The organism is Aestuariivirga sp., assembly GCF_020252395.1.
Taxonomy (GTDB): domain Bacteria; phylum Pseudomonadota; class Alphaproteobacteria; order Rhizobiales; family Aestuariivirgaceae; genus Aestuariivirga.
The window spans coordinates 43,085-65,962 of the sequence record NZ_JADCDB010000006.1 but is presented as its reverse complement, the minus strand read 5'-3'; the positions used below and the strand labels follow the sequence as shown (position 1 = coordinate 65,962).

Annotated in this window: 24 protein-coding genes; 11 read left to right on the top strand and 13 right to left on the bottom strand. The window is 64.8% G+C overall.

All coding sequences use genetic code 11. The annotated features are described in order from the left end of the window. Positions 1-2: 2 nt before the first annotated feature. Complete coding sequence (locus tag IOC82_RS04955; protein WP_290545069.1) at positions 3-1,415, top strand: sodium:proton antiporter; 1,413 nt, start codon at positions 3-5, stop codon at positions 1,413-1,415. 102 nt (positions 1,416-1,517) lie between these two features. On the opposite strand, the gene IOC82_RS04950 is transcribed toward IOC82_RS04955, so the two are convergent. Next, entirely contained in the window at positions 1,518-2,033 is a 516-nt protein-coding gene (locus IOC82_RS04950) for a TIGR00645 family protein (protein WP_290545068.1), read from the bottom strand. Positions 2,034-2,101: 68 nt separating this feature from the next. Next, positions 2,102-3,109: a TerC family protein gene (locus IOC82_RS04945; RefSeq protein WP_290545093.1), complete on the bottom strand. Its 1,008-nt coding sequence runs from the start codon at positions 3,107-3,109 to the stop codon at positions 2,102-2,104. A gap of 161 nt (positions 3,110-3,270) precedes the next feature. Here IOC82_RS04945 and IOC82_RS04940 point away from each other — a divergent pair, with 161 nt between their 5' ends. From IOC82_RS04940 to IOC82_RS04910, 7 genes are all read left to right on the top strand, one after another. Further along, positions 3,271-4,308, top strand: a complete 1,038-nt coding sequence (locus tag IOC82_RS04940) for a proline racemase family protein (protein WP_290545067.1) — start codon at positions 3,271-3,273, stop codon at positions 4,306-4,308. Between the two features lie 5 nt (positions 4,309-4,313). Continuing rightward, the gene (locus IOC82_RS04935; RefSeq protein WP_290545066.1) at positions 4,314-5,225 is read left to right on the top strand and encodes an SMP-30/gluconolactonase/LRE family protein; all 912 of its coding nucleotides are present in this window, start codon (positions 4,314-4,316) and stop codon (positions 5,223-5,225) included. A 33-nt stretch (positions 5,226-5,258) separates the two neighbouring features. Next, positions 5,259-6,272 carry an AraD1 family protein gene (araD1, locus tag IOC82_RS04930; protein WP_290545065.1) on the top strand — a complete coding sequence of 338 codons (1,014 nt, stop codon included), beginning with the start codon at positions 5,259-5,261 and terminating at the stop codon, positions 6,270-6,272. A 60-nt stretch (positions 6,273-6,332) separates the two neighbouring features. Next, positions 6,333-7,280 (top strand): hypothetical protein, encoded by a 948-nt coding sequence (locus IOC82_RS04925; protein ID WP_290545064.1) that lies wholly within the window; start codon positions 6,333-6,335, stop codon positions 7,278-7,280. Positions 7,281-7,325: 45 nt separating this feature from the next. Further along, complete coding sequence (locus IOC82_RS04920; RefSeq protein ID WP_290545063.1) at positions 7,326-8,219, top strand: 2-dehydro-3-deoxygalactonokinase; 894 nt, start codon at positions 7,326-7,328, stop codon at positions 8,217-8,219. Positions 8,220-8,287: 68 nt separating this feature from the next. After that, complete coding sequence (locus tag IOC82_RS04915) at positions 8,288-8,416, top strand: hypothetical protein (RefSeq protein WP_290545062.1); 129 nt, start codon at positions 8,288-8,290, stop codon at positions 8,414-8,416. Next, positions 8,416-9,156: an SDR family oxidoreductase gene (locus tag IOC82_RS04910; RefSeq protein WP_290545061.1), complete on the top strand. Its 741-nt coding sequence runs from the start codon at positions 8,416-8,418 to the stop codon at positions 9,154-9,156. The genes IOC82_RS04915 and IOC82_RS04910 overlap by 1 nt, the downstream gene beginning before the upstream one ends. Before the next feature lie 50 nt (positions 9,157-9,206). Here the strand turns inward: IOC82_RS04910 and IOC82_RS04905 are convergent, their stop codons facing one another. The 4 genes from IOC82_RS04905 to IOC82_RS04890 are packed head-to-tail and all read right to left on the bottom strand — an operon-like array spanning position 9,207 to position 11,475. Continuing rightward, entirely contained in the window at positions 9,207-9,644 is a 438-nt protein-coding gene (locus tag IOC82_RS04905; RefSeq protein WP_290545092.1) for a DUF1178 family protein, read from the bottom strand. Positions 9,645-9,649: 5 nt separating this feature from the next. Beyond that, on the bottom strand, positions 9,650-10,510 hold the full coding sequence (locus tag IOC82_RS04900; protein ID WP_290545060.1) for a carbon-nitrogen hydrolase family protein: 861 nt from the start codon (positions 10,508-10,510) through the stop codon (positions 9,650-9,652). Next, on the bottom strand, positions 10,507-10,764 hold the full coding sequence (gene grxC, locus IOC82_RS04895) for a glutaredoxin 3 (protein ID WP_290545059.1): 258 nt from the start codon (positions 10,762-10,764) through the stop codon (positions 10,507-10,509). Before grxC ends, IOC82_RS04900 begins: the two co-directional genes overlap by 4 nt. A gap of 6 nt (positions 10,765-10,770) precedes the next feature. Next, on the bottom strand, positions 10,771-11,475 hold the full coding sequence (locus tag IOC82_RS04890; protein WP_290545058.1) for a ComF family protein: 705 nt from the start codon (positions 11,473-11,475) through the stop codon (positions 10,771-10,773). 149 nt (positions 11,476-11,624) lie between these two features. Between IOC82_RS04890 and IOC82_RS04885 the strand changes: the two genes are divergently transcribed. Next, positions 11,625-12,449, top strand: coding sequence for an inositol monophosphatase family protein (locus tag IOC82_RS04885; RefSeq protein ID WP_290545057.1), 825 nt, complete (start codon positions 11,625-11,627; stop codon positions 12,447-12,449). Next, positions 12,449-13,291, top strand: coding sequence for a methyltransferase domain-containing protein (locus tag IOC82_RS04880; RefSeq protein WP_290545056.1), 843 nt, complete (start codon positions 12,449-12,451; stop codon positions 13,289-13,291). The genes IOC82_RS04885 and IOC82_RS04880 overlap by 1 nt, the downstream gene beginning before the upstream one ends. A gap of 49 nt (positions 13,292-13,340) precedes the next feature. Here IOC82_RS04880 and IOC82_RS04875 read toward each other — a convergent pair whose 3' ends face one another. The 3 genes from IOC82_RS04875 to IOC82_RS04865 are packed head-to-tail and all read right to left on the bottom strand — an operon-like array spanning position 13,341 to position 16,051. Continuing rightward, the gene (locus tag IOC82_RS04875; protein ID WP_290545055.1) at positions 13,341-13,739 is read right to left on the bottom strand and encodes a (deoxy)nucleoside triphosphate pyrophosphohydrolase; all 399 of its coding nucleotides are present in this window, start codon (positions 13,737-13,739) and stop codon (positions 13,341-13,343) included. A 1-nt stretch (position 13,740) separates the two neighbouring features. Next, positions 13,741-15,000, bottom strand: coding sequence for a bifunctional glutamate N-acetyltransferase/amino-acid acetyltransferase ArgJ (gene argJ / locus IOC82_RS04870; protein ID WP_290545054.1), 1,260 nt, complete (start codon positions 14,998-15,000; stop codon positions 13,741-13,743). A gap of 40 nt (positions 15,001-15,040) precedes the next feature. Further along, the gene (locus IOC82_RS04865; protein ID WP_290545053.1) at positions 15,041-16,051 is read right to left on the bottom strand and encodes a peptidylprolyl isomerase; all 1,011 of its coding nucleotides are present in this window, start codon (positions 16,049-16,051) and stop codon (positions 15,041-15,043) included. A 341-nt stretch (positions 16,052-16,392) separates the two neighbouring features. On the opposite strand from IOC82_RS04865, the gene secA reads away from it, so the two are divergent. Next, on the top strand, positions 16,393-19,125 hold the full coding sequence (gene secA, locus IOC82_RS04860; RefSeq protein ID WP_290545052.1) for a preprotein translocase subunit SecA: 2,733 nt from the start codon (positions 16,393-16,395) through the stop codon (positions 19,123-19,125). 67 nt (positions 19,126-19,192) lie between these two features. On the opposite strand, the gene IOC82_RS04855 is transcribed toward secA, so the two are convergent. The 4 genes from IOC82_RS04855 to IOC82_RS04840 form a co-directional block, all read right to left on the bottom strand. Then, on the bottom strand, positions 19,193-20,674 hold the full coding sequence (locus IOC82_RS04855) for a multicopper oxidase family protein (protein WP_290545051.1): 1,482 nt from the start codon (positions 20,672-20,674) through the stop codon (positions 19,193-19,195). A 69-nt stretch (positions 20,675-20,743) separates the two neighbouring features. Beyond that, the gene (locus IOC82_RS04850) at positions 20,744-21,697 is read right to left on the bottom strand and encodes an acetyl-CoA carboxylase carboxyltransferase subunit alpha (protein ID WP_290545050.1); all 954 of its coding nucleotides are present in this window, start codon (positions 21,695-21,697) and stop codon (positions 20,744-20,746) included. A gap of 56 nt (positions 21,698-21,753) precedes the next feature. Next, a complete protein-coding gene (locus IOC82_RS04845) occupies positions 21,754-22,674 on the bottom strand; it encodes a site-specific tyrosine recombinase XerD (protein ID WP_290545049.1) in 921 nt (306 codons plus the stop codon). Next, positions 22,664-22,807, bottom strand: a complete 144-nt coding sequence (locus tag IOC82_RS04840) for a histidine kinase (RefSeq protein WP_290545048.1) — start codon at positions 22,805-22,807, stop codon at positions 22,664-22,666. The genes IOC82_RS04845 and IOC82_RS04840 overlap by 11 nt, the downstream gene beginning before the upstream one ends. Between the last annotated feature and the right edge of the window lie 71 nt (positions 22,808-22,878).

The following is a 22,878-nucleotide window of genomic DNA, read 5'->3' as shown; positions in this document are numbered from 1 at the left end:
CGATGACGCCGGGACACGCGGGACTTGCCGCCGTATTCCTCTTGCTTTCCGCCGCACCCGCCCTCGCGGCTGAGGGCCTGGACGGCCGCACGCTGGGCCTGCCGTGGGCCATCCCCTTTCTCGGCATGCTGATGTCGATCGCAATTTTTCCGCTGGTGGCGCATGACTTCTGGCATCGCCACCGCGGCAAGGTGGCGGCGTTCTGGGCGGCTCTCGCGCTGATCCCCATCGTGGTAACGCGCAGCCTGGGGACGGCGGGCGAGGCGCTGGTGCACACTGCGCTGACGGAATACATCCCCTTCATCCTGCTGCTGCTGGCGCTGTTCACCGTGGCGGGCGGCATCGTGGTGCGCGGAAACCTGCGCGGCTCGCCCGGCACCAATGCCGCGATTCTGGCGATCGGCGCGGGGCTGGCCTCCATTATCGGCACCACGGGCGCGGCGATGATCTTGATCCGGCCGCTGATCCGCGCCAACGACGGCCGCAAGCACAATGTGCATGTCTTTGTGTTCTTCATCTTCCTCGTGGCCAATGCCGGAGGCGCCCTAACGCCACTGGGCGACCCGCCGCTGTTCCTGGGCTTCCTCCGGGGAGTGAGCTTCTTCTGGCCCACCGTGCACCTGCTGTTGCCCGCGCTGCTGATCGCCGGCGTTCTGCTCGCCGTATTCTTCGCCATGGACTCGGTCATATACGCCCGCAAAGGCCACCTGCCGAGGGACCCCACTCCGGACGGCGCGCCGGTTCATGTGGTGGGCGGCATCAACTTCCTGCTGATCGCGGCGATCATCGGCACCATCCTGCTCTCGGCCTCCCTCGACCTCGGCGAGGTGGTGATCTTCGGCACCCATGAACCGATCACCGCCCTGCTGCGCGATGCCGCCTTCCTCGCCATCACCGGCCTGTCGCTGGCCTTCACGCCCACGGGCCTCAGGGCGGAGAACAAGTTCGACTGGGAGCCGATCAAGGAAGTGGCGCAGCTCTTCGCCGGCATCTTCATCACCATCATCCCGGTGCTGGCCATGCTGAAGACCGGCATGAACGGGGCCTTCGCGCCGCTGGTCGACCTGGTGCAGGGGCCCAATGGCGAGCCTCACAACCTCGCCTTCTTCTGGATCACCGGCATCCTCTCGTCCTTCCTCGACAATGCGCCGACCTACCTCGTGTTCTTCGAACTCGCGGGTGGCGATCCGCAGCACCTGATGACCGAGGGCGCCACCACGCTCGCCGCAATCTCGGCGGGTGCGGTGTTCATGGGCGCCAACACCTACATCGGCAATGCGCCAAACTTCATGGTCTATGCCATTGCCCGCGACGCAGGCGTCAAGATGCCGGGCTTCTTCGGCTACATGCTGTGGTCGGGCGCGATCCTGCTGCCCCTGTTCGCCGTGGTGGGGTGGCTTTTCTTTGCGGGGTGATGAACCTGGGCCTCGCCCCGGCATCGTTTTGGGCGTCCAAGAAAGATACGCGGGACAAGCCCGCGTATGATGTCGTGACAGGAAAGTGTCTAACAGACCACCCTACTCACCCTTATTCTTCTTGGTCGAGACCATCAGCTTGTCGATGTAGGCGAGCAGCAAGGCGGAGATGACGAAGGTGAGGTGGATGAGGGTGAGCCACATCAACTGGCCGTCGGTGTATTGCTGAACGTTGAGGAAGACCTGCAACAAGTGGATGGACGAAATCGCCACGATGGTGGAAGCTACCTTGATTTTGAGCGATGCAGCGTCGACCTTGCCGAGCCAGGAGATTTCCGTGCCGTCGGCATTATCGAAGCGGCTTACGAAGTTCTCGTAGCCCGAGATGATGACCATCACGACAAGGCTCGCAACCAGCGCAGCGTCAATCAGCGCCAGCATCTTGAGGATGGTGTCCGTCTCCTGGAGCACGAAAAGCTTTTCGACGAACTCCCAGAGCTTCTTGGCGAAGGAGATCGCATAGAGCAGCAGCGCCACAGCGAGGCCGAGGTAGAAAACCACCAGCAGCCAGCGCGAGGCCAGGATGATGTTCTCGATGATATGTTCGAGCTTCTTCATGGTAGCGGACCCGCCGTTGGACGGGCCCCTGATAGCGCATCCGGCGGTTGAGGCAAGGGGGTCCTCCCTTACTCGGCCGCATCGGCCACCGGGGTTGGCTCCGGCTTGTCGTTCCGCGTCTTCCACAGCGACCATCCGATGCCGCTCGCAAGCACGCCGATGGTGACGGCGAGCGAAATCGCCGTGTCGATCTTCACACCCAGCGGCACGAGGAAAATCTTAATGCCGACCAGCACCAGGATGACCGCGAGCGAGTACTGGAGGTACTTGAAGCGGTGCATGGCCGCGGCGAGCGCAAAGTAAAGGGCGCGCAGGCCGAGGATGGCGAAAATGTTCGAGGTGTAGACGATGAAGGGGTCCTGTGTGACTGCGAAGATGGCCGGAACCGAGTCCACCGCGAAGATCAGGTCGACGAACTCGACGATGATGAGCGCCACGAAAAGGGGCGTAATAAACAGCGCCAGCTTGCCGGTCTTGGGATCGATTTGGCGGATGGTGAACTTCTCGCCATGCAGCCTGTCGGTTACGCGGAAATTCCGCTTGATCAGCTTCAGCATCCAATTGTCTTCGAGCGAGGGCTTTTCGTTCGAGGTCTTGAACATCTTAAGGCCGGTAAAGACGAGGAAGGCGCCGAAAAGGAACAGGATCCACTGGAAGGACATGACCAGCGCCGCGCCAACGCCTATGAGGATGGCGCGGAACACGATAACGCCCAGGATGCCCCAGAATAGCACCCGGTGCTGGTAAAGACGCGGAATGCCGAGGAACGCAAACACCGTGGCGATGACGAATATGTTGTCCATCGCCAGCGACTGCTCGATCAGGTAGCCGGTGAAGAATTCCAAGCCGGACTGGCTGCCCCGGGCGTACCACACCCACGCGCCGAAGGCGAAGGCAATGGCCATGTAGCCACCATAGAGGAGGAAGCTCTCCTTGGCTTCGATCTCCTTCTGGCCCTTGTGGAGAAAACCAAGATCGAGGATGAGAAGGCCGATGACCACCGAGATGAAGATCAGCCAGAAATAAGACGGTGTGCCGAGAAAATTGGAAAAAAGGAATGTCTGGAAAACTTCCATAGCCGGACCCGGGTTGAAGGTTGTCACTTGCAGCTCCGACATCACGGGATTGGAAGTCCCGCCAGAGGGTCCCGGCGCCGCTCTGGCGAAATATGGCGAATTGCGGCAAGTTCAAGGGCGGGGTCGATAACGACTTCGTGAAGCGCTTGGGGAGGGCGGATTTGCGCTCGACAACGGCCATTCAGGTCATTGGCTGCCACGCCGAGGGGGAGGTGGGCGACGTGATCGTCGGCGGCATCGCCCCGCCGCCGGGAAGAACGGTTTGGGAACAGTCCCGCTTCATCGCCGCGGACGGCAAGCTCCGCGCCTTCGTGCTGAACGAGCCGCGAGGCGGCGTCTTCCGCCATGTGAACCTGCTGGTGCCGCCCAAGGCCCCCAAGGCCCAGATGGGCTTCATCATCATGGAGCCGGAGGATACCCCGCCCATGTCCGGCTCCAACTGCATCTGTGTGGCCACCGTACTGCTCGATGCCGGCATCATTCCGATGATCGAGCCCGAGACGTGCATGGTGCTGGAGGCGCCGGCGGGGCTGATCGAGGTGACGGCGCAGTGCCGCAATGGCAAGGCGCAGTCGATCACGCTGAGGAACGTTCCCGCCTTCGCCGAGCGGCTGGCCGTGCCGCTGGAGGTGGAGGGTCTGGGCACGATCGCCGTCGACACCGCCTTCGGCGGCGACAGTTTTGTGATGGCGGATGCCGGGGCGCTGGGCTTCAGCGTCCAACCCAACGAGGCGCGCGAGCTTGCCGTGACCGGCCGCAGGATCGTGAAGGCGGCGAATGAACGGCTGGGCTTCACCCACCCGGACCTGCCGGAGTGGCGGCACTTCTCCTTCGCGTTCCTGACGGGCGAGCTGGAGCGCGTCGACGGCTGCTTGTCCAGCCGCAACGCCTGCGTGGTGAAGCCCGGCAAGATCGACCGCTCGCCCACTGGCACTGGCTGCTCCGCCCTGATGGCGGTGCTGCATGCGAAGGGCCTGCTGAAGGAGGGCGAGCGCTACATCGGCCGCTCCATCATCGAAAGCCGCTTCGTGGGCCAGGTGGCGGGGCTCACCACGGTGGGCAACCACGCGGCGATCATCCCCACCATCACCGGCCGCGCCTGGATCACCGGGCAGTCGACGCTGATGCTGGACCCGGACGACCCATGGCCCGATGGCTACAAGATCGCCGACACATGGCCCCTCGACGCAAAGGACTGAGACGCATGAAGATCACTGAAATTCCCGTCACCTGCCTCATGGAGAGCCAGGACAAGCTGGGCGAAGGCTGCTTCTGGGACGTGGCCACGCAGACCTTGTGGTGGCTCGACATCATCAAGCCCTCGGCCATCCACCGCCTGCACGTGGCGTCTGGCGCGCACCGCAAATGGCAGTTCACCGAGAAGGTGACGGCCATGGCCAAGCGCCATGACGGCACGGTGCTGGTGGGCACTCACACCGGGCTTTCAATTTTCAGCCCCGAGACTGGCGCGCTGACTCCGTGGCGCAAAATCGATCCGGAAACGCCCGGCAACCGCGGCAATGACGGGGCCTGCGATGCGCGTGGCCGCTTCTGGTTCGGCACGATGATGAACAATATCGGGGCCCGGGGCGAAGACCTGCCAATCACGGCCTCCACTGGCAAGCTGTTCCGCATCGATGCCACGGGCAAGGTCGCGGTGATGGAGAAGGACGTTGGCGTGTCCAACGGCCCATGCTGGTCGCCCGACGGACGGACCTTCTACTTCACCGACTCGATGGCGCAGATCATCTATGCCTATGACTTCGACGAAGCGGCCGGCGCCATCTCCAACCGCCGGGTGCTGAACGACACGAAGGACTATGGTTATCCCGACGGTGCGACTGTGGATGCCCAAGGCTTCATCTGGAGTGCGCGCTGGGAAGGCGGTTGCGTGCTGAGGATCGACCCCAGGGGCCGCATCGACCGGGTGGTGCCAATGCCGGCGAAGCGGGTGACCAATGTCTGCTTCGGCGGTCCGAAGCTCGACACGCTTTATGCCACCTCGTCGCGGCAGGGGCTGCCGGAAGAGGAACTGCGCGACCGACCGCTGACCGGTGGGCTGTTCTGCTTCGACCCGCAAGTCACCGGCTTCGAAAAACCCGCTTTCGCGGGCTGAGCGGAAAGGTTATCCGTCATTAAGAATACGCTGATGGGAGATGCCGCGATGAACCTCGTCCAGATCACAGACCAGAAGGGCAAGCGCCGCGTGGGTCTCGTCGCGGCGGACCGGATCGTGTTGCTGAAGAAGGCGGCCACCACGCTGGACCTTGCCCGCATGGCGCTTGCCGAGGGCGTGAAGCTCTCCGCCATGGCGTCCTCGCTCGCCACCTCCACGACCGAGGACTATGCGGCGGCGCTGAAGGAGAAGCGGGTGCTGACCCCCGTCGATCACCCGGACCCGGCCCACTGCATCATCACCGGCACGGGCCTCACGCACTTGGGCTCGGCGGCCGCGCGCGACGGCATGCACAAGAAACTGTCGGGCGCCAAGGAAGAGCTCACCGACAGCCTGAAGATGTTCAAACTGGGCCTCGAGGGCGGAAAGCCGAAGTTAAAATCGGAAGCGGGCGTGCAGCCCGAATGGTTCTACAAAGGCGATGGCTCCTGGCTCGTGGGCCCCGGCCAGCCGCTGCCGCTTCCCGCCTTCGCGCTCGATGGCGGCGAGGAACCGGAACTCGCCGGGCTCTACCTGATCGACGGCAATGGCCGCCCGGTGCGGCTGGGCTTCGCGCTGGGCAATGAATATTCGGACCATGTGACCGAGCGGCAGAACTATCTCTATCTCGCGCATTCGAAGCTGCGCCATTCCTCCATTGGGCCGGAGATGGTGGTGGACGGCATTCCCGGCTCCATCGAAGGCATGAGCCGCATCCTGCGCGGTGGCAAGGTGATCTGGGAAAAGCCCTTCCTGACCGGAGAGAAGAACATGAGCCACACCCTGGCCAACCTCGAATATCACCATTTCAAATATGACGGCTTCCGCCGCCCGGGCGACCTGCACATCCATTATTTCGGCACCGCCACCCTCTCCATCGCCGACAATGTGAAGACCGGGGATGGCGATGTCTTCGAAATTTCCGCGCCTCCCTTCGGCGCGCCGCTGCGCAACCCGCTGAAGGCGGTCAAATCCACGCACAAACCTGGGAGCGTGAAGGCACTTTGACTTAACCAAAGGTTTATGTCTTCTCCGTAATTTTCGCGTTCCAAACTTGGTGGAGACCCGATGCCTGCCGACCTGTCCGACATCCTGTCCCGTATCGCCCGGAACCGCCAGGCCGGGGCGGAGGAGGTTCTGGCGATCCGCCGGCTCATCTATCCCGATGACGCGATTTCGCTGGACGAGGCAAATTGGCTGTTCGATGTGAATGGGCTGATCGAGGCGCCGGGAGAAGACTGGCGCCGGCTGTTCGTCGAGGCGCTCACCGACTTCACCGTCCATCAGGCCGAGCCGCGCGGCTATGTGACGGAGGACAAGGTCGGCTGGCTCGTGGCGCACATCATGAAGGACGGCCGCGTGGACCCGGCAACCGAGCTCGAGGTTGTGATCAACGTGCTCGAGAAAGCGATCGCGGCGCCCGATGCCCTCGCCCTTCTCGCGCTACGCAAGGTGGAGGAGCATGTGTTGCGCGCCAACCGTATTTCGGATGCCGAGGTCCAGATGCTGCGCCGGGTGCTCCATGCGGCAGGCGGGCAGCAGGCGATCGCCATCACCCGCAGCGAAGCCGAGGTGATTTATTCCATTCACGATGCGCGCGGCGGGCTGGAGGATGACCCAGCCTGGCTTGACCTCTTCGCCAAGGCGCTGCTCAACCATCTGATGTTCGCCTCGGGCTTCGCACCGCCAACCCGCGAGGAGGCGCTGCGGCGGGAGGCCTGGCTTGACGACACCTCTGTCAGTGCCGGCAGATTCATGCAGAACATGGTTAAATCGCTCCGCGGCATGGTGAACGCCTATCGCGAACCGGATTTCGGGGAAGAGTATTACCAGCGCCGCACCGCCATCCAGCAGCAGGCGGAAACGATCACCGGGGAAGAGGCCGAATGGCTCGCGGGCAAGCTGGTGGGCAACGGCGTCTATTCGAAGGCGGAGCGCGCGCTGATCGAGGCGCTGAAAGCCGAGCAGCCGCAGCTTCATCCGCTGATTGCGGCAGCGGTCGACAAGATATCCTGACCTTTCTGCCGTGCATTCGGACTGGGTCCGCGTTATGCAAGGGCCATGGCAGCAGAGTTCATCGCCCTCGACTGGGGCACCACATCCTTCCGCGCCTATCGCGTGGCGGCGGACGGGCGCGTGCGGGACACAATCTCCGCACCCGAGGGCATCCTCGCGGTGAAGGACGGGACGTTCGAAGCGGCGCTGGAGAAGCACATCGGCGCCTGGGACGTGGCGCAGCCGGTCATGGCGGCGGGCATGATCACCTCGCGCCAGGGCTGGATCGAGCTGCCCTACCTCCCCTGCCCTGCAAGTGCGGCAGACCTCGCGGACGCGCTCCACCGCCACACCACCGCCTCGGGCCGGCGCATCGCCTTTGTCACGGGGCTCAGCTACAGAGCGCCCGGCGGCATGCCGGACGTGATGCGCTCGGAAGAGGTGCAGGTCTTCGGCTCGCTCGACTTGGGGCTTAATCATTTCGTGACGCCGGGCACGCATTCGAAGTGGATTACCACGGAAGGCGACCGGCTGGTGCGCTATGCGACCTATGTAACGGGCGAGGTCTTCGCTGCGCTGAAGGACCATACCATCCTCGGCCGCCTGATGAAGCCGGGGCCCGATGACGAGCAGGCCTTCGCCATGGGCGTGCGCGCGGCGCTGGAGGATCCGGCGGGCTTCCTCCACCGCATCTTCTCGGCGCGCTCGCTGGGGCTGTTCGGCGAACTCGAACCCGAGGCGATCCCGTCCTATCTCTCGGGCCAGGTAATCGGCACCGAGGTGGCGCATGCCATCCGCGAAAATCCGCGGCAGGCGGAATATGCCGTTCTGGCCTCGCCCGGCATCGGCGGGCGCTATGTGAAGGCCATCGAAATCGCGGGGCTGAAGGTGCGCTATGGCGACCCGCAAGCCATCGTGAAGGGACTGGCGATCGTCGCAAAGAAGGCGGGGATCATATGATCGGGTTCGAACAGGCGGCAGCTGCGTGCGGTATCGTCGCCATCCTGCGCGGCGTGACGCTGGACTAGGTGACGGGCGTGGACTGTGCGGGCTTCGGCATCGGCTCCAACATTTACAAGCCGGGCATGAGCCCGCAAGATGCCGGCAAGGCCGCGCGCGATTTCGTGGCGGCATGGGAGAACCTGAGGGGGAATTGATGAAGGTTGCGATGGTGACGGGTGCGGGTTCGGGCATCGGCAAGGCGGTGGCGCTTGCCTTCGCCAAGGAACGCTATCACGTGGTGCTGGCCGGCCGCCGCGCCGATCTGCTGAACGCGGTGGCGAAGGAGATCGGCGAACATGCGCTGGCCGTGCCGGCCGATGTCTCCGATCCGGAATCCGTGAAGGCGCTGTTCGCGGCGGCGAAGGCGAAGTTCGGACGCCTCGACGTGCTCTTCAACAATGCGGGCACTGGCGCGCCGGGCACGATCCTGCTCGAGGACCTGTCGATCGAGATGTGGCGGAACGTGGTGAACGTCAATCTCTCGGGCGTGTTCTACTGCATGCAGGAGGCCTTCCGCATGATGAAGGAGCAGAATCCGCGCGGCGGGCGCATCATCAACAACGGCTCGATCTCGGCCCATGCGCCGCGGCCCAATTCAGCGCCCTATACCTCGACCAAGCATGCGGTGACGGGGCTGACCAAGTCAGGCTCGCTCGATGGCCGCAAGTATGACATCGCGGTGTGCCAGATCGACATCGGCAATGCCGGCACCGAGATGACCGAGAAGATGAAGACCGGCATGCCGCAGGCCAATGGCACGGTGGCGCCGGAGCCGACCATGGATGTGGAGAATGTGGCGAAAACGGTGCTCTACATGGCATCGCTGCCACTCGAGGCCAACGCGCAGTTCGTGACGGTGATGGCGACGAAGATGCCCTATATCGGACGGGGGTAGATCCTCCTTCAGTCTTTTCCCGCTTCCTGAGGGGGAGAAGACTATCGGTATCAGTTCCCGTCTTCCGGCAGTCTCGGCAGCGGGTGGACGGCGATGCCTTCCTCGATGAGGGCCTTGGCCTCGTCCGGCGTGGTCTGGCCATAGATGCCGCGCGGATCGCTTTCCTCGTAGTGAATCTTGCGGGCTTCCTCGGCGAAGCGGTCGCCGACATACTCGGCATTTTCTTCCACGTGCCGGCGAATCTTGCGCATCATGGTCATGAGCTCGGCAAGCCGCGGATCGGCGGGAGCGGAGACCATCTTCTGCCCGCTCTTGCGGTTGGACTTCACCGGGATGCCCGGCGCCATCAGCTGCTTCTCGACCTTCGCCGAACCGCAGTGGCTGCAAGCCACAAGACCGCGGCCCGACTGCTCGTCATAGGCGGCGCTGTTGCGGAACCAGCCATCGAAGGCATGGCCCTTATCGCATATGAGGTCATAGTGGATCATGGCGGTCAAGTAACGATCGCGCGGCCGGGTTTCAAGACCGTTAAGCCAATCGCCCGGTCATTCTGCAACGCCGGGATGCGGACCCGCGCGAGATCCACCTGCGCGAGGTCGATGTCGGCGATCACGATGCCGGGGTCGGTCCCGGCCTCCGCCAGCACCTCGCCCCAGGGCGAGACGATGAGCGAGTGGCCATAGGTCTCGCGCCCGGACTGGTGCCTGCCGCCCTGTGCGGCTGCCAGCACGAAGCTTCCCGTTTCGATGGCGCGCGCCCGGAGCAGCACATGCCAGTGCGCCTGGCCCGTCGGCACGGTGAAGGCGGACGGCACGGCGAAAAGCTTCGCCCCCGCCTGGGCGAGCGCCCGGTAGAGATGGGGAAAGCGCATGTCGTAGCAGATGGTGAGGCCGATGGCGCCGAGCGGCGTCTCCACCAGCACCGCTTCCTTGCCACCGTCATAGGCATGGGACTCGCGAAGGCTCTCGCCCGTCGGCAGATCGACGTCGAAGAGGTGTATCTTGTCATAGCGCGCGGCGATCGACCCATCGGGCGCAAACAGGAGGGAGCGATTGAGGAGCTTCTCACCCGGCCCCTTCAGGGCCAGCGAGCCAATGTTGAGCCACAAGCCCAGCTCCCGCGCCAGCCCGGAAAAGGCCATGACGCTCGCATCCTCCGCCTCCACGCGCGCGAGCGACTTGAGGCGCGGCCGGTCTGGCTCGAGGATATTGGTCATCTCGGGCGTCGAGATAAAATTGGCCCCCTGCCCTGCCGCCTCGCGAATGAGCGCGGAAGCCTCCGCCACGTTCCGGGTCATAACGGCGCCCGAGCGCAACTGGATAAGGGCGGCGCGGATCGGAGGGGCCAGGCTCACCGGGCGTTCAGCAGCGGGTCCAGCTGGCCGCGCCGGTCGAGCTCGTGGATGTCGTCGGAGCCGCCGACATGGGTTTCGCCGATGAAGATCTGCGGCACGGTGTGGCGGCCATTGGCGCGCAGCATCATCTGCTGGCGCAGGCCGCGGTCCTGCACGTCGATCTCCTCGAATGCGACACCCTTCTTTTTCAGCAGCGTCTTGGCGGCGTGGCAGTAGGGGCAATAGGGCGTGGTGTAGATCGTGACTTTCTGCATGGTCTCTCAAGTATGAGGCTTCGCCGGAAGCTGGACAAGGGCGAAGGTCAGCAAGTTGACCTGCTTTGCACCCGCCTTCTTCAGCGCCAGGGCGCAGGCCTCGGCCGTGGCCCCCGTGGTGCGCACGTCGTCGACCAGCAGCACGGACCTGCCAGCCACCTCGGCGAGGCGGTCAGGCCTCACCGTGAAGGCATTGCGCACGTTTCTGCGCCGCGCCTCCTGGTCGAGACCCACCTGGGCGCGGGTGGACCGGGCCCGGACCAGCACGTCAGGCCGCCACGGCGTGCCCGCGAGGGCGGACACGCGCTGCGCCAGCAGGGCAGACTGGTTGAAACGCCGCCGCCACAGCCGCAGCCAGTGCAGCGGCACGGGCAGCATCACGTCCGACTGGGCGAGGAGCCTGCGCCCTGCCCGCGCCGTCAGGCGGGCCATGAGCAGGCCCGCCTCAGGCCTGTCCCGGTATTTCAGCGCGTGGACGAGTTTCGCCGCCTCGTCCTCGAACAGCACGGCAGCGCGCGAACGCTCCCAGGCGGGCGGGTCCGCCAGAGCGGCGCCGGACAATGCGCCCTCGCCCTGGTCATAGGCGAAGGGCGTGCCCAGCACATCGCAGACCGGCTCCTCCAGCAGCTTCAGCTTGCCCCAGCAAGCGGCGCAAAGGCTCGCGGGCTCGCCCACCGGCGTGCCGCAGGAGAGGCACAGGCTGGGAGTCACCAGATCGACGAAACCCCGCCAGAGGCGGGCTGGGAGGTGGGAAACCGCAATCTCCATCGCGCCACGTTAGCATGGGACGCCGGACCCGTGGATTCCCTTGCGCGATTGGTCTAACAGCGGCGCAAACCCATCCTTGGAGCCTCACCCCCATGTCCTTCTCCCGCGCCGATCTCGACCGCCTTGCCGCCATTCTGGCCGACGCCGCCGAGGCCGAGATCATGCCGCGCTTCAGGAGCCTTGAGGATGGCGGCATCCGCGAGAAGACCGGTGCGCTGGACCTCGTGACCGACGCCGACGAGCAGGGCGAGTGGCGCATCCGCGACCTCTGCGCAAAGGCCTTCCCGCAGGCCCTGTTCGTGGGCGAGGAATCGGTGGCGCGCGACAAGGGGCTGCTCGCGAGGATCGGCGGCGCAGACCTTGCGATCATCGTCGATCCCGTCGATGGCACGTCCAACTTCGCCTGGGGCCTGCCGCTGTTCGGCGTGATGGCCGCCGTGGCGGCCAAGGGCGAGACGGTGGCGGGGCTGATCTATGACCCGGTCGGCCGCGACTGGCGCAAGGGACTGAAGGGCGCGGGCGCCTGGGCCGAGAGCGCAACCGGCCGCACCCGTGACTTGGCGGTGGCCAAGCCCGGCACGCTGTCGGAGATGACGGGCCTCTCCTCCTGGTACCTGATGCCGGAGCCGCAGCGCTCGCGCACGGTGGCGAACCTCGCCAAGACCAAGGCCTGCTTCAACTATCGCTGCGCCGCCTATGAGTACCGCCTGATCGCCGACGGCCTCGTTCACTTCTCGCTGCACTACACGCTGATGCCCTGGGATCATGCGGCAGGCGTGCTGATCCACCAGGAAGCCGGCGGCTTCTCGGCGCTGCTCGACGGTACGCCCTATGACGCCACGAAGCACGAGGGCGGCATCGTTTCCGCCCCCGACCGCGCCACTTATGATCTGATCCGCCGCGAGCTCGCCGGCTGATGGCGGGAGCCCCTCACCTCTTCGACCGCGCGCTCGCCGCCACTCGCGCCGCGCGCCGGCGCGGCCCTGAGCCAAACATCCTGACGCGCACAATTGCCGAGGAGCTGGTGGAGCGCGTGGCCTTCGTCAACCGCCGCTTCGAGCGGGTGCTGCTGATTGCGGCGGAGCCCGAGGCCATTGCCGGGCGCCTGAAGGAAGGCGGACAGGTGAAGGAGGTGGAGATGCGCCTGCCCTCATCCGGCGATCGTCTTGGTTTGCCGCAAGAACAGTTCGACGCCGTGTTCAGCGTCCTCGATCTCCAGACCTTCAACGATGTGCCGGGCGCGCTGATCCAGATGCGCCATGCGCTGAAGCCTGACGGGCTGCTGCTCGTCTGCCTTTTCGCGGGAGATACGCTCACCGAACTCCGCCAGTCCTGGCTCGCGGCGGAGGTGGCCATCTCCGGCGGCGTCACGCCCCGCGTCGCCCCGATGATCGACGTGCGCGAGCTGGGGGCACTCCTCCAGCGCGCGGGCCTGGCGTTGCCCGTTGCCGACCTCGACCGCACAATGGTGCGCTATTCCGATGCCGTGGCGCTGATCCATGAAATCCGCGAGCTGGGTCTCTCCAATAATCTCGTGGGCCGCTCGCGTGTTCCCGTGAGCCGCAGGCTGATGGGTGCGGCCATCAACCACTACCAGCAGAATTTCGCCGACCCCGACGACCGCGTGCGCGCCACCATCGAAATTGCCTGGCTCACCGGCTGGGCCCCGCATGAGAGCCAGCAGCAGCCATTGAAGCCCGGAAGTGCCAAGGCACGCCTGGCCGATGCGCTGAAGGTGGATGAGAAGAAGCTGCGTTGACCAGCGAGTCCTTCTCCAATCCCTTCGCAAACAGGAGAAGGACTCGTGGCTACAGCAGATCCGCCAGATGCGGGATCAGCGGAATGTCCGCCGGCGGCATGGGATAGTCCTTCAGCTTTTGCGGCCGCACCCAGGCGATGGCCTGGCCCTCCGCCCCCACCACCTGGCCCTTCCAGCGGCGGCAGACATAGAGCGGCATGAGCAGGTGGAAGTCCTCATAGGCGTGGCTGGCGAAGGTCAACGGCGCCAGGCAGGATTCGGCCACGTCGATGCCGAGCTCTTCCTTCAGCTCACGAATCAATGCAGCTTCCGGCCGCTCGCTTAGCTCCACCTTGCCGCCGGGAAATTCCCACAAGCCGCCGAGCTGCTTGCCCATGGGCCGCTGGGAGAGGAGCACGCGGCCTTCCTTGTCGACCAGCGCCACGGCGGCGACGAGGACGATCTTCATGCTAGCTGCGGTAGGAGCCGTTGATGTCGATGTAGCGATGCGTGAGGTCGCACGTCCAGACCCGGGCCTTGCCCCTGGCGACGCCCACATCCGCCTCGATCACGATATGGCGGCCCTTCATGTGCGGCATGATCTCCGCTTCCTTGTAGGCGGGATCGCGCATGCCGTTCTTCGCCACCGTGATGCCGCCGATCCTGATCCTCAGCTTGTCGCGGACCGCCTTCTCGCCAGCCTTGCCGATAGCCATGACGACGCGGCCCCAGTTGGCGTCCTCGCCGGCCACTGCCGTCTTCACCAGCGGCGAATTGGCGATCGACATGGCGATCCTGTGCGCGGCCTTGTCGTTCTCAGCGCCGGTAATGGCGATCTCTATGAACTTCTCCGCCCCTTCGCCGTCCTTCGCCACCTGGTGGGCGAGGTCCATGCAGAGGCCATTCAGCGCCCTAGCGAAGGCCTTGAGTTCGCCGCCGCCGGCCTTGAGACCCTTGATGGCGTTGCCGGCATGGCCGGTTGCGAAGAGCAGCACAGTGTCGGACGTCGAAGTGTCGCCATCGACCGTGATACAGTTGAAGCTCTTGTCCACTGCCTTCGACAGCAACTTCTGCAGCGCCTTGGCGGGAATGGCGGCATCGGTGAAGAGGAAGACCAGCATGGTCGCCATGTCCGGCGCGATCATGCCCGAGCCCTTGGCGATGCCGTTGATGGTGACGGTCTTGACGCCAAGCTTCACCTTTGCAGTGGCCGCCTTGGGGAAGGTGTCGGTGGTCATGATGGCCCTGGCGGCCATGGCCCACTGGTCGGGCTTCGCAGCCGCCACGAGCTGCGGCAGCGCATCGGTGATGAAACCGGGGGCCAGCGGCTCGCCGATGACGCCGGTCGAGGACTGGAAGATCTCATGCGGCTTGCAGCCCAACTGCTTGGCCGCCGCCTTGGCCACCGCCGTGACGGTGGCAACGCCTGCCTTGCCGGTGAAGGCATTGGCGTTGCCGGCATTGACGACCACGGCACGCGCCGTGCCGCCAGCGAGGCTGACGGCGCACCAGTCGACCGGGGCCGAGCGCGACTTGGAGCGAGTGAAACAGCCCGCCACGGCAGTGCCCGGTTCCATGACGGCCAGCAGCACGTCAGGCCTGTTCTTGTAGCGTATCCCGGTTTCGGCCGCCGCCAGCGTCACGCCGGCGATGGGCGGCAGATCAGGAAAATCCGCCGGCGCCAGCGGCGAAACCTGATGTGCGCCTTGAACCGCCCCTTGCTGCGCCATGACGAGCTCCCTCAGATCGGCGTGGATATGGTCACGTGACTTATTGCGGAGTCTGGATCTGCAGGTCACCCTTGCCGGACGCGGCATCGCCCGCGGCATTGTCGCCGCCCATGGCATCGCCGCCTGCGGCAGGAGCAGCGCCGCCGGACTCGTCCAGCGCCGGCTTGTTCTCCTGGAAGTTCTTGGCGGCCTTGGCGGCCTCCTCGGCATATTTCTTCAGGTCATCGTCAAGGATTTCGACCTTCGATTTCTCGCGGATCTTGGCCATGACCTCGCCGACCTTTTGGCGCAGCAGCACATTGCGGATGGCCTGCTTCACTTGGTCATAGGGCTGGGCCGCACCCTGCTTCCTGTCCTCGAGGCGGATGATGTGCCAGCCGAAATCGGTCTTCACCGGCTGCGAGGTTTCGCCCACCTTGAGCGCGAAGGTGGCCTTGGAGAATTCCGGCACCATTTCGGCGGCGGTGAAATAGCCGAGGTCGCCGCCATAATCTTTCGAACCGTCAAGGCTGTACTTCTTGGCGAGGTCCTCGAACTTCTGGCCGTCGGCCAGCATCTTCTCGATATCCTGGGCTTCCTTCTCGCTGGCCACCAGGATCATGCGGGCGCGCACCCGCTCCGTCTGCTGGAGCTTGGCGGCCTCCTCGTCATAGGCCTTGCGGATCATGTCCTCCGTCACCATCGGGCGGATCTTCTGAAAGAAATAGGCGTCACGCAGGGCTTTGGCCTGGTAGAGGGCGAGGCGGCGCTTGTATTCCTCGGTCTCCGCGATGCCTTCCTGCACGGCATACTGGGCAAGCAGGTGGCGCTCGATCAGGTATTCCACCACGAAGGGGTAGCGCAGCTTCGGCGGCATGTCCGGCAGCTGGCCGATGATGTCGTCGGTGGCCATCTGAACTTCCGACACCCGGATCTCGTGGCCGTTGACAATGGCGATGACCTTGTCATCCTTTGGCGCTGCGTCCTCCTGTGCCAGGGCCGGCATGGCGACACAGAGGCCCAGCAGCGCGGCTGCCGCGCAAGAGGTTAGTAAATTTCGGAAAAAAGACATTCAAGTCCACCGTTCAAGAGGCCATTGACCGCCCCGGATGCCATCGGGCGGGTGCCGCTCCATGTCCCTCAAAGAAGGCAAGAATAAGCCCCCGGCGCCGTTCCGTCCGGGCCGCCGCAATTTGAGCGCACATTGGTCGGGTTGGCGGTTGCTGGCAAGTGGCCGGGCCACAGATGAAACCCCTGTTGCGCCTATGCAACACATTGAAATTGCGGAGGCTTGGTCCCATCTGCCGGGCGGCGCGATTTTCCCGGGGGCGGCGCATTGCTCCGGCCCGGCAACTTGACTAGAAAGCGCCTCGACCCGGGGGCGGACCGCCCCCTCCTGAAGGATACGAATCAATGTTCGGATTGCGCGGCATCGCCGCTAGGATTTTCGGTTCCAGCAATGAGCGCCAGATCGCCAAATACCGTGGCCGGGTAGACGCGATCAACGCCTTGGAGCCCGAGCTTGCCGCACTGTCCGACGAGGAGCTGAAGGCCCGCACCGCCAAGTTCAGGGAGCAGCTGGCGGGCGGCAAGGACCTCGACGGCCTGCTGGTGCCCGCCTTCGCGACGGTACGCGAGGCCGCCAAGCGCACGCTGGGCCAGCGCCATTTCGACGTGCAGCTGATCGGCGGCATGGTGCTGCATGAGGGCCGCATCGCGGAAATGAAGACGGGCGAAGGCAAGACCCTCGTCGCCACGCTTCCCGTTTATCTCAACGCGCTGGCAGGCAAGGGCGTGCACGTCGTCACCGTCAACGACTACCTCGCTAAGCGCGACGCCGGCTGGATGAGCCAGATCTATGGCTTCCTCGGCCTCAGCACGGGCGTAATCGTGCATGGCCTCTCCGACGAAGAGCGCCGCCAGGCCTATGCCTGCGACGTGACCTACGCCACCAACAACGAGCTGGGCTTCGACTACCTGCGCGACAACATGAAATACCACCTCGATGAGATGGTCCAGCGCGGGCACAACTATGCCATTGTCGACGAAGTGGACTCGATCCTCATCGACGAGGCGAGGACGCCGCTTATCATTTCGGGGCCCGTCGACGACAAGTCGGACCTCTACAACGCAGTGAACCAGTTCATCCCCGCGCTCACCGCGCAAGACTACGATCTCGACGAGAAGCAGCGCTCGGTGACGCTCACCGAGCAGGGCAACGAGCACCTGGAGCAGGCGCTGGGGGGCGCCGGCCTTCTCCGCGGCACCAACCTCTATGACGCCGAGAACGTGACCATCGTGCACCACGTGCAGCAGGCGCTGAGGGCCCACAAGCTGTTCCAGCGCGACAAGGACTACATCGTCAAAGATGGTCAGATCGTCATCATCGACGAGTTTACCGGCCGCATGATGCCGGGCCGCCGCTACTCCGAAGGCCTGCACCAGGCGCTGGAGGCCAAGGAACGCGTGGCGATCCAGCCGGAAAACGTCACTCTCGCCTCGATCACCTTCCAGAACTACTTCCGCCTCTATGCCAGGCTCGCCGGCATGACCGGCACGGCACTGACCGAGGCCGAGGAGTTCATGGACATCTACAGCCTCGACGTGCTCGACATCCCGACCAACGTGCCTGTCGCCCGCAGGGACGAGGACGACCAGGTGTTCCGCACGGCGAAGGAAAAGTACGGGGCGATCATCGACACCATCGAGGAGGCCCGCGCCAACGGCCAGCCCGTGCTGGTGGGCACCACCTCGATCGAAAAGTCCGAGTTGCTCTCCGAGATGATGAAGCGGCGCAACGTGCCCCACAACGTGCTGAACGCGCGCTACCATGAGCAGGAAGCAGCGATCGTGGCGCAGGCCGGCGTTCCCGGTGCTGTCACCATCGCCACCAACATGGCCGGCCGCGGCACCGACATAAAGCTGGGCGGCAACCTCGACATGCGGGTCGCGACCGAACTGGCCGAACTGCCGCCGGGCCCCGAGCGCGACCAGCGCATCGCCGCCATCAGGCAGGAGATCGAGGCCAACAGGCAGAAGGTGCTGGAAGCTGGCGGCCTCTTCGTCATCGGCACCGAGCGCCACGAGAGCCGCCGCATCGACAACCAGCTGCGCGGCCGTTCCGGCCGCCAGGGAGATCCCGGCCGGTCGCTGTTCTATCTGTCCCTCGAGGACGATCTGATGCGCATCTTCGGCTCCGAGCGGCTGAATTCGATGCTCACCATCTCAGGGCTGAAGGAGGGAGAGGCCATCGTCCATCCGTGGATCAACAAGGCGCTGGAAAAGGCGCAGCAGAAGGTCGAGGCGCGCAACTTCGATATCCGAAAGAACCTCTTGAAGTTCGACAATGTGATGAACGACCAGCGCAAGGTGATCTTCGACCAGCGCATCAGCATCATGAAGGGCGAGGAGGTGGCCGCGACCGTCGACGACATGCGCCACCACACGATCGAGGACCTCGTCCACAAGCACATACCGCCCAATACCTATGCCGAGCAGTGGGACGCCGACGGCCTGCGCGAGCGCCTGCTCGAAGTGGTGGGCATCGATTTCCCCGTGGCCGCCTGGGCCAAGGAAGAGGGCATTGCCGAGGAGGAGATCCTCGAGCGCGTGACCAAGGCCGCCGGCCAGCACTATGCCGAAAAGCGCGGCCGCTACGGCCAGGACATCATGGGCCAGGTCGAGAAGACCTTCCTGCTGCGCACGCTGGACCAGCTGTGGCGCGACCACATCATCACAGTGGAGCAGCTGCGCCAGGTCATCCACCTGCGCGGCTACGGCCAGCGCGACCCGCTCAACGAATACAAGACCGAGGGCTACAATCTTTTCGAAAGCATGATCAACCAGCTGCGCGAGAACGTCACCGCGCAATTGATGCGCGTCGAGGTGCAGATGCGCGATCCCTCCGGGCTGATGGAGCTGCCCGGCGAGGACGAGCTGCCAACGATGGCCGCCCACCACATCGACCCCGTCACCGGCGAGGACGAGCTGTCGCAGGCCGCCCTGACGCTGGCCCGCAACGCCACCGTGACAGCGGCCGGCTTCGACCCCAAGAACCCCAAGACCTGGGGCAAGGTCGCCCGCAACGACCCCTGCCCCTGCGGCTCCGGCAAGCGCTACAAGCACTGCCACGGGTCCTTTGCGTGAAAACAATCCCGGTCCGAAATGAAAATGGGCAGCGTGAGCTGCCCATTTGCCGATGGCGCCGGGAGCGCTACGCCGCGCTGGTGTAGCCGACGGAGCCCATCATGCCGGAGTTCATGTGATAGGCATGGTGGCAGTGGAAAGGCCAGGAGCCTGGATTGTCGGCATCGAACATGATGGTCACCGACTCCATGGGAGGCACCAGCACAACGTCGCGCAGCGCGCCGTCGATGACCCTGTTGCCGAGCGCCACAACCTTGAAATAATGGCCGTGGAGATGCATCGGATGCGCCATGCCGGTCATGTTGTGCATCATGACCGCGATGCGCTCGCCCTGGCGCATGGTGAACAGCGGCTGCACCGGGTTCGCCTCGCCATTGAGGCCCCAGAGGTAATCGGTGTCGCACCCCGTCAGCATCAGCATATGGGTGCGGTTGACGGGCTCCTGCGGCAGCTTGGCGACAGGCCGGTAGAGCAGTTCCTGCGCCAGGTCCAAGGCAGGCGTCTGCTCGCCTTTGCTCGCGATCCTGGGCACCGTGGCCCCCGCAGTGGCGAGGATGATGCCGGTGCGCTCCCCCACACCTTCGGGGCGGAACAGCACCGGGAAGGCCCCGCCCTCCGCCGGGATCTTGATCCGGATGTCGGCGCGCTGCGCCATGGCGAGCGGGAATAGGCTGCCCTTCATCGGATAGATGGCGTTGCCGTCGACCGCGATGAGTTCGCCCTCCATGGCGCCGAGGTCGATCCACATGTTGGACGCCGCCGCGCCATTGATGATGCGGAGCCTGACCGTGCTGTTCTTGTCGACCGGTACGATTTCGGGGTCCTCCAGCGTGCGGTCATTGGCGAGATAGGCGTCGAACACGATGTCGTTCAGCATGCCTGCGCCACCCATCATGCCGGACATCATGCCGGTCATGCCCTGCATCATGCCGCCGGATCCGGAATGGTCCATCCGCGAATGATCCATGCCCTGCATGTTCATGCCCTGCATCATGTGGCCGGCATGGGCTCCGCCACCTCCGGTGAGCTCGGCCAGTATCTCCTGCGGATTGCGGAAGGTGAAGTCATGCAGCATCACAACGTGTTCCTGGTCGTCGAACACCGGCTGCTTCACCTCGTTGACGATCAGCGGCGCGGCCAGCATCTGCTGTTCCTGCAGGCCCATGTGGGAATGCATCCAATGCGTGCCGGAGCGCGTGTTGGCGAAATCATAGTCCTGCGCAGCACCCGGCGCGATCGCGGGCTGGCCATACATCGCCACTCCATCCTGCCCGAAGGGCGGAGTGAGGCCGTGCCAATGGACGATGGTCTCGCTGTCCGTATCGTTCTTGACGCGCACCCGGAAATGCTCGCCGAACATCATGGAGAGCCCGGGCTTCCCGCCGGGCCCCGTGATGCCATAGACGCTCGCGGGTTTGCCCTTCACCTCCAGCACGCGCTTCGACACAGTGAGGAGCTGTGGTTCGGGCTCCGCGAAAGCGAGACGCGGCAGACTCATGAGGGACGCGCCGGCAAGGCCGGTCAGCAGAAGTTCACGGCGGTTCATCATTCTTCCCTCCACGTTCATCACCCCTATGTGGATGCGATTTGCGGCAGGAACCGGGCAGACTCCAGGCTGCTAGAGGTTGCGTCCGATGCCGAGGAACTTGTCGCGGCGCTGGGCGCGGAGGGCCTCGGGCGACAGGCCATTGAGGCTTTTCAGCGCCTTGCTGATGGCCTCCCCGGTGGCCGCGATGGCCTCGGAAGACGCGCGATGGGCGCCCCCCTTGGGTTCCGGGATGATCTCGTCGATCACGCCCAGCTTCTTCAGGTCCTGCGCGGTGATCTTCATCGCCGCAGCCGCATCCTTGGCGCGCGCGGCATCGCGCCACAGGATCGAGGCCGCGCCTTCCGGGGAAATCACGCTGTAGATGGCGTGTTCGAGCATCATCACGGCGTTGGCCGTGGCAATGGCGATTGCGCCGCCGGAGCCGCCCTCGCCGATCACCACCGAGATGGTGGGAACGCCAAGAGACAAGCAGCAGTCGGTCGAGCGCGCGATGGCCTCCGCCTGGCCGCGCTCCTCGGCATCGATGCCGGGATAGGCGCCTGCCGTGTCAACGAAGGAGATGACGGGAAGTCCGAAGCGGCCGGCCATTTCCATCAGCCGCACCGCCTTGCGATAGCCCTCGGGCCTCGCCATGCCGAAATTGCGCTTGAGGCGGGACGCCGTGTCATTGCCCTTCTCCTGGCCCAGCACCATCACGGCCTGGCCCTGGAAGCGGCCCAAGCCTCCCACCACGGCAAAATCCTCTGCGAACTTGCGGTCGCCGGCCATCGGGGTGAATTCGGTGATGAGCTGGCCGATATAGTCCACCGCATGCGGCCGCTCCGGGTGGCGGGCGACTTGCGCCTTCTGCCAGGGTTCGAGGCTGGCATAGAGGTCGGTCAGTTGCTTTGCCGCCTTCTTCTCCAGCCCCTTCACCTCGTCCGCGATCGACAGGGTCTTGTCGCCAGATGCCAGCGCGCGGAGTTCCGCGATCTTGCCTTCCAGTTCGGCGAGCGGGGCTTCGAAATCGAGATAGGTGGGCATTGGGCCTCGAAACGGGTCAGGAGTGGCGCGGAAACTGGCTGCGCGGCGGCCGGAAGTCAACTTTTCTTGGCAAGCGGATGGTGGGTCTCCACCACCTCACGCAGCCGCCCGGCCTGCACATGGGTATAGATCTGCGTTGTCGAAATGTCAGCATGGCCAAGCATTTGCTGGACGGCCCGGAGGTCGGCGCCGCCTTCCAGCAAATGGCTGGCGAAGCCGTGGCGCAGCACATGAGGGGAGAGTTTTGCCGCGTCGAGCCCCGCCTCCCGGCCCAGCGCCTTCAGTTCCAGCGCGAAATGCTGCCGCGTCAGATGCCCGGCAGCCCCCGAAGACGGGAACAGCCACTTTGACCCCGCCTGGCCGGATGTCCGCAGTTCGGCCAAGTAAACGTTGAGGGCCGCGCGGGCGGTTTGGGACACCGGCGCCAGCCGCTCCCGCCCGCCCTTGCCCTTGACCAGGATGAAGTCCTTCTCCGCTTCTGCCGCCTGGGCGGTGAGGCCGACGAGCTCGGACACGCGCAGGCCCGTCGCGTAGAGCATCTCGATGAGGCAGAGGAGCCGCAGCGCCTTGAGAAACTGCTTGCCTTCCGACCGCGTCACCCGGGCACGGGCAGCCTGTGCAAGTGCCTCGACATCCGCATGCGAGATCATTTTAGGCAGTGGCCTGGCAGTGCGCGGGCTGTCGATGGCGGTGGCCGGATTGTCCTTGGCCAGCCCGTCGCCGTGGAGGAAGCGGTGGAACTGCCGGATGGCGGAGAGCTTGCGCGCCGCCGAGGAGCGGGCGAGGCCAAGGCTCTCCAGCATTTCGAGGTGGCGGCGGATGTCGTCCGGACCCGCCGCCTTGAGATCGGCGATGCCCCCGGCATAGGCCGCGAGGTCCCGGCGGTAAGCGGCCAGGGTGTTCTGCGATGCGCCGCGCTCGGCCGCCATCATTTCGAGGAAGCGGTCGATCAGGCGCTGGGAGACGCTACTTGGCACGCAGCTTCTCGCTGGGCAGCGGCTTCACGATTTCGGTCTGCTGCGGCGGGAAGTGAGACAGCATCCAGGCGCTGCCATAGACCGCGCCCACGAGAGACCCAACCACCAGAACGAATTTCACCGTATCGGGCATCTGTCACCACCAGAGAGGACGAGTGTAGCGGTTCGATTCCGCTTCGGAAAGGCTTTGCGGCGGAACATCTT

Excerpts from the sequence above, each read along its gene's own strand:
- IOC82_RS04840 (WP_290545048.1), bottom strand. The coding sequence starts at position 22,807 with ATGCCCGATACGGTGAAATTCGTTCTGGTGGTTGGGTCTCTCGTGGGC.
- IOC82_RS04875 (WP_290545055.1), bottom strand. The coding sequence starts at position 13,739 with ATGAAGATCGTCCTCGTCGCCGCCGTGGCGCTGGTCGACAAGGAAGGC.
- IOC82_RS04905 (WP_290545092.1), bottom strand. The coding sequence starts at position 9,644 with ATGATCCACTATGACCTCATATGCGATAAGGGCCATGCCTTCGATGGC.
- IOC82_RS04855 (WP_290545051.1), bottom strand. The coding sequence starts at position 20,674 with ATGATGAACCGCCGTGAACTTCTGCTGACCGGCCTTGCCGGCGCGTCC.
- IOC82_RS04925 (WP_290545064.1), top strand. The coding sequence starts at position 6,333 with ATGCCTGCCGACCTGTCCGACATCCTGTCCCGTATCGCCCGGAACCGC.
- IOC82_RS04885 (WP_290545057.1), top strand. The coding sequence starts at position 11,625 with ATGTCCTTCTCCCGCGCCGATCTCGACCGCCTTGCCGCCATTCTGGCC.
- IOC82_RS04950 (WP_290545068.1), bottom strand. The coding sequence starts at position 2,033 with ATGAAGAAGCTCGAACATATCATCGAGAACATCATCCTGGCCTCGCGC.
- IOC82_RS04920 (WP_290545063.1), top strand. The coding sequence starts at position 7,326 with ATGGCAGCAGAGTTCATCGCCCTCGACTGGGGCACCACATCCTTCCGC.
- IOC82_RS04955 (WP_290545069.1), top strand. The coding sequence starts at position 3 with ATGACGCCGGGACACGCGGGACTTGCCGCCGTATTCCTCTTGCTTTCC.
- argJ (WP_290545054.1), bottom strand. The coding sequence starts at position 15,000 with ATGGCGCAGCAAGGGGCGGTTCAAGGCGCACATCAGGTTTCGCCGCTG.
- IOC82_RS04850 (WP_290545050.1), bottom strand. The coding sequence starts at position 21,697 with ATGCCCACCTATCTCGATTTCGAAGCCCCGCTCGCCGAACTGGAAGGC.
- IOC82_RS04880 (WP_290545056.1), top strand. The coding sequence starts at position 12,449 with ATGGCGGGAGCCCCTCACCTCTTCGACCGCGCGCTCGCCGCCACTCGC.
- IOC82_RS04945 (WP_290545093.1), bottom strand. The coding sequence starts at position 3,109 with ATGGAAGTTTTCCAGACATTCCTTTTTTCCAATTTTCTCGGCACACCG.
- IOC82_RS04935 (WP_290545066.1), top strand. The coding sequence starts at position 4,314 with ATGAAGATCACTGAAATTCCCGTCACCTGCCTCATGGAGAGCCAGGAC.
- IOC82_RS04910 (WP_290545061.1), top strand. The coding sequence starts at position 8,416 with ATGAAGGTTGCGATGGTGACGGGTGCGGGTTCGGGCATCGGCAAGGCG.
- IOC82_RS04865 (WP_290545053.1), bottom strand. The coding sequence starts at position 16,051 with ATGTCTTTTTTCCGAAATTTACTAACCTCTTGCGCGGCAGCCGCGCTG.
- araD1 (WP_290545065.1), top strand. The coding sequence starts at position 5,259 with ATGGGAGATGCCGCGATGAACCTCGTCCAGATCACAGACCAGAAGGGC.
- grxC (WP_290545059.1), bottom strand. The coding sequence starts at position 10,764 with ATGCAGAAAGTCACGATCTACACCACGCCCTATTGCCCCTACTGCCAC.
- secA (WP_290545052.1), top strand. The coding sequence starts at position 16,393 with ATGTTCGGATTGCGCGGCATCGCCGCTAGGATTTTCGGTTCCAGCAAT.